The organism is Methanosaeta sp. UBA458 (genome assembly GCF_002496085.1).
Lineage (GTDB): Archaea > Halobacteriota > Methanosarcinia > Methanotrichales > Methanotrichaceae > Methanothrix > Methanothrix soehngenii.
Window position 1 is genome coordinate 1 of the sequence record NZ_DAIK01000053.1, and the last position, 8,275, is coordinate 8,275.

Annotated in this window: 7 protein-coding genes and 1 pseudogene; 3 read left to right on the forward strand and 5 right to left on the reverse strand. The window is 50.0% G+C overall.

What is annotated here, in order from left to right; all coding sequences use genetic code 11:
• Positions 1–164 precede the first annotated feature (164 nt).
• Positions 165–356, forward strand: coding sequence for a hypothetical protein (locus BP822_RS03605; protein ID WP_286877753.1), 192 nt, complete (start codon positions 165–167; stop codon positions 354–356).
• Positions 357–476: 120 nt separating this feature from the next.
• Here the strand turns inward: BP822_RS03605 and BP822_RS03610 are convergent, their stop codons facing one another.
• The 5 genes from BP822_RS03610 to BP822_RS03630 are packed head-to-tail and all read right to left on the reverse strand — an operon-like array spanning position 477 to position 5,353.
• The gene (locus BP822_RS03610) at positions 477–1,049 is read right to left on the reverse strand and encodes a GbsR/MarR family transcriptional regulator (protein WP_286877755.1); all 573 of its coding nucleotides are present in this window, start codon (positions 1,047–1,049) and stop codon (positions 477–479) included.
• Complete coding sequence (locus BP822_RS03615) at positions 1,046–1,195, reverse strand: hypothetical protein (RefSeq protein WP_286877756.1); 150 nt, start codon at positions 1,193–1,195, stop codon at positions 1,046–1,048. The genes BP822_RS03610 and BP822_RS03615 overlap by 4 nt, the downstream gene beginning before the upstream one ends.
• Positions 1,182–2,141, reverse strand: a complete 960-nt coding sequence (gene pfkB / locus BP822_RS03620; RefSeq protein ID WP_286877757.1) for a 1-phosphofructokinase — start codon at positions 2,139–2,141, stop codon at positions 1,182–1,184. Before pfkB ends, BP822_RS03615 begins: the two co-directional genes overlap by 14 nt.
• A 12-nt stretch (positions 2,142–2,153) precedes the next feature.
• Positions 2,154–4,682 (reverse strand): alpha-glucan family phosphorylase, encoded by a 2,529-nt coding sequence (gene glgP / locus BP822_RS03625; protein ID WP_286877758.1) that lies wholly within the window; start codon positions 4,680–4,682, stop codon positions 2,154–2,156.
• Positions 4,683–4,702: 20 nt separating this feature from the next.
• Positions 4,703–5,353 (reverse strand): GbsR/MarR family transcriptional regulator, encoded by a 651-nt coding sequence (locus tag BP822_RS03630; RefSeq protein ID WP_286877759.1) that lies wholly within the window; start codon positions 5,351–5,353, stop codon positions 4,703–4,705.
• 83 nt (positions 5,354–5,436) lie between these two features.
• Between BP822_RS03630 and BP822_RS03635 the strand changes: the two genes are divergently transcribed.
• Positions 5,437–7,764 (forward strand): efflux RND transporter permease subunit, encoded by a 2,328-nt coding sequence (locus tag BP822_RS03635; RefSeq protein ID WP_286877760.1) that lies wholly within the window; start codon positions 5,437–5,439, stop codon positions 7,762–7,764.
• Positions 7,754–8,275: pseudogene (locus BP822_RS03640) on the forward strand (hypothetical protein); the annotation flags it as partial. The gene BP822_RS03635 and the pseudogene BP822_RS03640, both read left to right, overlap by 11 nt.

An 8,275-nucleotide genomic window follows, 5' to 3' on the forward strand; every position in this document is an offset into this window, starting at 1 on the left:
TAAAGATTGAAAATATTAACGCAGGAATTTAAAGCTCTTCTAATTGGTGCTAAATCGAAACCCTCATGAGTTGGGTACGGTCTGAACTAACACTGCACGAGGTACCGTTCACCGAATCGGTAGCAGTCATTTGCAAGGTGATCTTTTCGATTATTGTGATCGTTTTGGCCTTCGATCAGCTGCTTGTCGACACAACCATCATTTACACAATACTTGCCCCCTTAATGTGGGGAACTGCTATTGGCATAGCCATATCTATGGGAATAGCTCTAGGATGGGGTTCCAAAGAAATTGTAGCCGAATATTTCAGGAAGAAGCTAAACGAAAAGAGCGATCTAGGTAAAGACACTAAGTAAGTCGGGCAGGATACTTGAGAGATTAAAGGTTTAAGGAGGGATGTGGATGACAATCTCATCCCGACTTCCGGGTGTTTTTCATGTGAAGGAGCATTCGATAGGCCTCACACAAATCATAGGTCATATGGATAGTGTAGACCGTTCATTTATATTTTTCTCAAGAATTTCAATAATCTCATTTAGGGTGAATTGATTCATGAGCTCCATAACTCTGTCCATCTCCTCATAAAAGTGCCTTGTTTTGCTCATCATTAGGCCCATATTCTCAGCAACTACACCGCGAGCTTCGAGATTTTTTTCTACCTGGTTGAGGGCCTGCAGGATCAGGCGGATCTCCTCCCTTGCAGTAGACTGAACCACAAGCCTCATCGCTTCGGAATCCGTCTGCAGAGCATAGCGATGCTGCTTTCCCAAAGGACTTACAACTCGCGTTACCAGTCCGAAGTTTTCCAGGGAGTTTAAGTTGGAGCGCAATGTCGTTTTGCTGTAGCCTGTCTTCTCCGCCAGCTCATCGAGAGACATAGGTTCGCTCTCCAGAAAGAGAATGCCTCTGATCAATCCCATCGCATCGCCCCACCCGTTCCTCTTAGCGGACTTGATGCACGCCTCAACTAGAGGCATCTTTATCGCCAATATTTCTTCATACTTCACAATACCTAATTCGGACATAAAGTTCAAGTATATTTTGCTCATATCTCACTTAAATGCTCAACCTTCTGATCGCCAGCGAAAAGCATCAGCCTTCCACTGCCATTGGTGATTTTGTTATAATTTTCTCTGTATCTTTGGCGCATCTTTTCAGGAACATCTAAAGTAATCGGAATTTTATCTAGGGTCATTTTCCTGCCCCCTAGATAGAACGTTCAGCCTCACCTGAGGAACCAGCTTTAAGAAGTCTTCCTCCTGGCAAAGGGCAGTTCCCTGGCGAATGGTGGTTGCTGTGCCAGCAGCCGCTGAATAAATGAGCGACTCACTCAGATCTTTGCCATTGACCTGTCCCAGAACAAACCCGGCCACTGAGGAGTCCCCAGCACCGATGGTGTTCTCCACTTTTACCTCTGGGGGCACAGCCATATATTCATCTCCATTCGACACCAGGAGAATTCCACGGGCACCCATCGACACCAGCACGATCTCCACTCCTCCTCGATTGATATCCCTGGCTGCAGCTACGACCTCATCAATCCCCGAGAGTTCACGACCCACCAACTCGCTAAGCTCATGAATGTTAGGCTTGATAATATTGGGATGTGCCTTTATGCCAGCCCTCAAGGCTTGGCCGTCTACATCTAAGATCACTTTGGTATGATATTTGCCAAACATTGTTATGATTTTACGGTAGATCTCCGGGCTGACTCCAGGTGGGAGACTTCCTCCGATGGTCACAAAATCTGGATAGGCTAGACTCTCTATTTGTTCGATCAGCTGCATAATTTCGTTGGGCTTGATCTCCGGACCACGAGCATTGAAGACAATTTGATTTCCAGTCTCTTTTTCATGGAGAACTATGTTAGTCCTGGTCTCTCCGGCAACTCTAACGAAGTCGCATTGTATGCCATCGTTTAGCAGTCTGCCCTCGAGCTCTCTTCCAGCAAATCCTCCCACGAACCCCAAAGCGGTATTATCAATCCCAAGGTTTTTCAAAACCCTGGAAACGTCAATGCTTTTCCCTCCTGCGAAGCTCTTCTCCTCAAGAATGCGGTTAGAGACATCATCCCGAATCCTTTGGATCCAAAAAGTGCGGTCAATAGCAGGATTTAATGTGATGGTATAGATCATGTTCATATCACCTCTTAATCAACGCAGCCACAAGATGTGAGCAACCTCCTTAGGGACGAATGCTTCTGGATGGTAGGGCACAACCCTGGGCGTATAGTCCTCTGCAGGACGATTTGCAGATACGTTTGCATAATACCAAAATCCGTTTACAGCACCTGCAATAGGATCTATTCGGTTCATGATTACTCTCATCGGCTTGTCCTGTCGTTCTCCGTGCTCAGTACCTCTAAGAGGATCAGCATAAAGCTCAACATGCACGTCTTCGGGCGATACATCTCCTAGATACACCTCGACCTTGAAATGCCATGATTCGTTCTCTTTGTTTACCATCAGGCGACCAAATCGAAGGCTTTTCCAGTTCTCATCCAGCCGCTCCTGCCACCTAGCCAGTTCTCGGGCCAAACTGGCACCGTCTGCCTTGCGGCGGCGATAGGATTCGGCTGCCGGCTGATAGGCATTTTGCACGTACTCTCTCATCATACGGCTGCTGCTGTAGCGGGGAGTAAGACCGGCCATGCTGGCCCTGATCCTTGCCACCCATGCAGCAGGAATTCCTTTTTCGTTCCGATCATAAAACATGGGAATCACCTGCTCCTCCAGCATCCGGTAGAGCAGTTCCGCCTCCCGGTCGTCCCGGTCGGATTCGCTGTGCTCTTGGTGATCTCCTATAGACCAGCCCACCTGCGTATTGTAGGCCTCATCCCACCATCCGTCAAGGGTTGAAAGGTTTAGCCCGCCGTTGGCCAGCACCTTCATGCCGCTGGTCCCGCAGGCTTCATTGGGACGTCGAGGCGTATTGATCCAAAGGTCCACACCAGGCTGAAGATGTTGTGACAGATCGATGTCATAGTCCTCAAGAAAAACCACCTTATCAGAGATGTCCAGACGCATTGCAAAGTTTGCCATTTGCTTTACCATCGCCTTTCCAAAAGTATCCCCGGGATGGGCCTTTGCCGCCATCACCAACTGCACTGGCCGCTCCTGATTGGTCAGAATTCGTATTAACCTTGCCTCGTCCTTCAAAAGGAAGTTTGTGCGCTTGTAGGCAGTGGCCCTTCTGGCAAAACCTATGGTGAGTATATCCGGATTCAGGGCATGTTTGGCTGCCTTTACGGCTTGTGGAGACGCTCCGCGTTCTTGAAGTTGGCGGGCGTGACGCTTTCGGACGTATTCCACCAAATCGCGGCGACCTTCTGCCCGAAAGCGCCATATGTCCTCATCGCAAAGCTTTGAGATTTTCTCTTCGGTGTAGTCGAGATAATAATTTCCAGAATCAATTTTACATCCTTTTATCCAGAGGCGCTGAGAGGCGGGAGAATCCCACGTGGGAATGTGTACTCCGTTTGTTACATACTCAACCGGAACCTCTCTCTCTGGCCAGTGTGGATAACGAGACTGAAATATACGTTTGCAGACCTGCCCATGAAGGCGGCTTACGCCATTAACGAAGTTGCATCCCTTCAGAGCCAAAAGAGCGGGGGCGAACGGTTCTCCTCCCTCCTCCCAGATCCCTTTTCCCATTTCGATCAGATCCAAATAGTGCATACCAATCTGGTCAGCATAGTAATTTGCATATTTTCTTACCAGTTCGGGATTGAACAGATCGAAGCCTCCCGTTCCCGGAGTGTGAACAGTGAAGATATTTCCGGCTCTGGTCGCCCATAACGCCTCCTGGAGAGAGCAGCCGAATTCCTGCATAAAGCTGTAAGCCCGGACAAGTACCACGAAAGCAGCATGACCTTCGTTCAAATGGCAGACCTCCGGCTCGATCCTCATCGCCTTCAGAGCCTGCCAGCCACCGATGCCTAATACTATCTCCTGGATCAACCGCAGCTCCTCTCCGGGGGCATATAGATTAGCTGTGATGCCCCTATCCCAGGAGCTGTTCAGGGGTTCATTGGAATCGAGGAGGTAAAGGTTCACCCGACAAACGTTAGCCTTCCAAACCCTTAGATATAGAGGCCTTCCAGGAAGGTTGATCTTGATTCTGAGCCGCCCTCCGTCCTCTTTCAGGACCGGCTCCAGGGGCAGAGTAGTCGGGTCGTTGTATGGAAAAGCCTCTATCTGCATTCCGTCCCTGCCCAGAACCTGGCGGAAGTAGCCCTGCTGGTATAGGAGGCCTAATCCGACGATAGGCACTCCGAGATCGCTGGCGGTCTTGAGATGATCTCCAGCCAGAATGCCCAGGCCACCGGAATAGATGGGCAGTGCCTCACTGAGGCCGAACTCCATGCTGAAGTAGGCAATGGAACGGACATCGTAATGCTGCTTTTCAAACCATCCAGGCTCATTGAGAAGCCTATGTCGTTGCTCCTTCCACCAACGGATCTCTTCTTTAAGGCTCTCGTCCAGTGCCATCTCCTCAAGACGGCTTCGAGAGACGTTCTGAAGTATCAGATAGGGATTCTTCGTCTTCTCCCATGCTTCTGCATCGAGCAACTCCCAAAATTCATCGGTGGTCTCTCTAACCGTCCAGCGCAGGTCCAAGGCCAGATCGACGAGGCTTTCCAACCCGGGAGGTAGTTTCATATCAGAAATAGGGTTCATTTAGCACCTCAAGCGTAACGTTACTTCGGCCAGCATCGAAGTTCATCTCTCATATCCTGACAGCGGCTGCAAAATGGACCATTCAACGTTTGCTTGCCGCACGCTTTGCATTTATTAACATGACTGTCATTTGATTTCCTGGAATTACATTTTTTCTTGCTCTCAAAGATCGCAATAAGCTCTTTTGGCGAATACTCGCCTATGAGATCTAAAATCCTGCTTATCTCCTCATAAAATTGTACGGCCTTAACTAAGGAAGCCTTTAATTCAGCATCTTTCACGTTGCTGCCCTTGAGATTCTTTTCAACCTGTTGGAGGGCTTGCAAGATCAGATGTATCCCCTCATTCGCGGCAGACAGAATAACCGGCCTCATGGCTTCCGCATCGTTTACAAGAGAATAGCGGTAATGCTTATATCGATGTGGCTTTCCCAAAGGAACTACCACGCGACGCACTATCCCGATATTCTCCAGGCAGTTCATATTGGAGCGTATTGTCGTTTTGCTGTAGCCTGTCTTTTCGGCCAGCGCATCGAGGGATACGGGCTCGCTCTCCAGGAATAGAATTCCCCTGAGCAATCCCATCGCATCGCGCCACCCAGCCATTTGGGCGGATTTGATGCATGCCTCAATTAGAGGCCTCTTTAGCTCCATGATCTCTTCATCCTTCACAAAACTCTATTCAAACACAAAGTTTAAGTATTTTGCGCTTTCACGGCGCATTCGGAGACATCCGAATAGAAGGTTTTATTGGCATGATCAGCTTGGAACGATTAGGGGCGTGGATTACCAGAAATCCTGCAATAATTATATCGCTAGCCGTTCTCTTGACCGTGTTCTCCGTCCACTATGCTCAGCAGGTAGAGAGCCAGGGTATGACTACAGAGAGCTTCGTGTCAAAAGACTCTATCCTATACCAACTATATGACCACCTTTACCAGGAAAACTTCGGCACAGATGGCAATGTGATCTTGATGGAGGGAGATGATGTGGCAAAGGCCGAGTTTCTATCGGCCAGCCTGCGCTTCTCAGATCACATCAAGCAGGTTCAACATGTTGTGGGTGTCCAGAGCATAGCCGACACCGTGGCTGATGCCGAATACCAAAGCAGCGGTATCCGCCGGATACCCTCCCAAGAGAAAATAGACGAGATCCTGGCCGCTGCCGGCCCCGAGGTGAAGGCGCTCATGCCGGATCGCAAGCATACCAGGATGATCGTGAGCATGCCTACCACCGCCACGCTGACAGAGTCTCAACGAAAAGAGCTCCTCATGGAAATAAATGATGCAGTTAATTTTGCAGAATTTCCTGCAGGCTACGGAATCACCGTCACAGGCGACCCATCTTTTCAGGAAGCAATTTTGGAGCTGATGAACAGCAGCAATGGATCGGTCCTTGCCCTGTGCGGAGTGCTGATGATTGTAGCCCTGCTATTGTTCTTCAGGCACGTCAGATGGTCCCTCCTTCCCCTTCCCGTAGTCTTACTGGGCATAATCTGGACCTTCGGGGCCATGGGTTTCTTCGGCATACCTATGAGCATGGTCTCGTTTGCCGCTTTTCCAATCATGATCGGAATCGGCATAGACTATGCTATCCAGTTCCACAACCGGATCTATGAGGAGCTGGACAAAGGATTACCTCTGATGAAGGCTGCCATCAATACGGTCAACCATGTGGCCATCCCGGTGGCCATCGCCCTAATTGTAACCGAGGCAGGCTTCATCTCACTTCTGAGCTCTACGGTCCCCTCGATAAACGATTTTGGAAAGGTCTGCATCATCGGCCTGGTCATGTGTTACCTCTCTGCCCTCTTCGTGAACGTGACCGTCCTTTATCTGTCGGAAAAAAAATCACCCAGAAAAAAGAAGGCAGAGGGACATTCCGACGGCAGTTCATCGATTGGCGTCTTCCTCGCAAAGACGGCAAATATCTGTGTCGAGCGATGGAAAGCGGTTCTAGCCGTGGCTCTGGTCCTGGCTATTGCCGGCAATTATGTCGATACTCTTGTTCCTATAGAAACGGATACGAAGAACTACATCCCCCAAGACCTGTCTCCTCTGATCGATCTGAAACACATGAAGGCCATCTTCGGTGGAACAGACTCGATTCAGTTCCTGGTTCAGGCCGATGACATTACCGATCCGGAAAATCTCAGGTGGATGGATGATTTCGGCAACTATCTGCTGAGTTCTAGAGAAGACAGGACGGAAAGCGCTACAAGCATAGCCACCTACATCAAAGCGGCCAATGACGGAGAGCTGCCTGATGATAAAACGAGAATAAGGGAGATAGTTGCCTCCCTGCCAAAGGCCGTGCAAGATGCTTACCTGAGCGGCCATAACCTGGCAGCTATCGACGTAAATATAGGCGATGCAGAGACTAACTTGGGTACGGAAGGCATGGACCGGCTAATCAAGTCGTATGAAGACGACTTGACCTGGATGACTCCACCCCCCGGAGTTTCAGTTAGGATAACGGGCCAGCCAGTGCTCATGACCACGGTCATGGATGCCCTTACCTCAGGCAGAATAGAGATGTCGCTACTGGGTCTGGTCTTGATTTTCTTCCTGCTCCTGCTGATCTACCGGGACCTGATCAAGGCCCTCTTGCCGGTGCTGCCCATGCTGGTGGTGATAGGTTGGATGGGGCTGGTCATGTATTACGGTGGGCTGAAGTACACCCCCCTCACCGCCACACTGGGTGCTCTGGTCCTGGGAATTGGCTCGGAGTATGCCATACTTATGATGGAACGCTTCTATGAGGAGCTGGACAATGTCGGCAATCCATATGAGGCGATGAACATCACCGCCAACCGCATAGGTTCGGCCCTGGTGGCATCGGGAATGACTGTGACCTTCGGCTTTGCCGCACTGATCTCATCGCCCTTCAACATAATCAGCAACTTCGGAGTGGTCACAGTGATGTCGGTCGTGCTCGCCCTGGTCACCACCTTCACCGTGTTCGTAGTCCTGGCCATTAGAATGGAAGTTCAGCGTGAAGTATTAGAGAATGCAAAACTGGAAATGAAGAGAGCAATTGCACTGATCAACAATCAAAGATGGAGAAGAATTAATGGAAATTAAGTATGCCATCGCTCTGGCCTCTATGTTCATCCTCCTGGCTCCGGTATTAGCCCAGAACACCTACATACCCATGGAGCTTGGCGGGGACAATTACTATACCATGTACGGCAGTCCGGACATATCCGCAAGCATCTCCGGCACAGATGAGTTCAAGCGGGGGGATACCGTCACCCTCTACCTTGATCTGACCAACTACGGCAGGATCATAGGCTTCAAGCAGGACCAGATGCCCCAGAATGCCAAGGAGTATGCCCTTGCCAGTGCAGAGCTGGAGGAGGAGAACAAGAAGCCCACTGCTCTGGGAGTTACCACCACCCTGATCTCCCAGGCCCCTCAGATCGAGGTTAAGTCAGGCGACCAGGTGATCGAGTCGCTCAAGTCCGGGGACAAGACTCAGTCTCCTCTCAAGTTCACCATCAAGATAGGGGAACATGCTCCTGCCGGAGAGTATCCACTCCACTTGAACATGACTTATGACTATCAGGATAACGTCCGGGTTTATGCCTCCAAG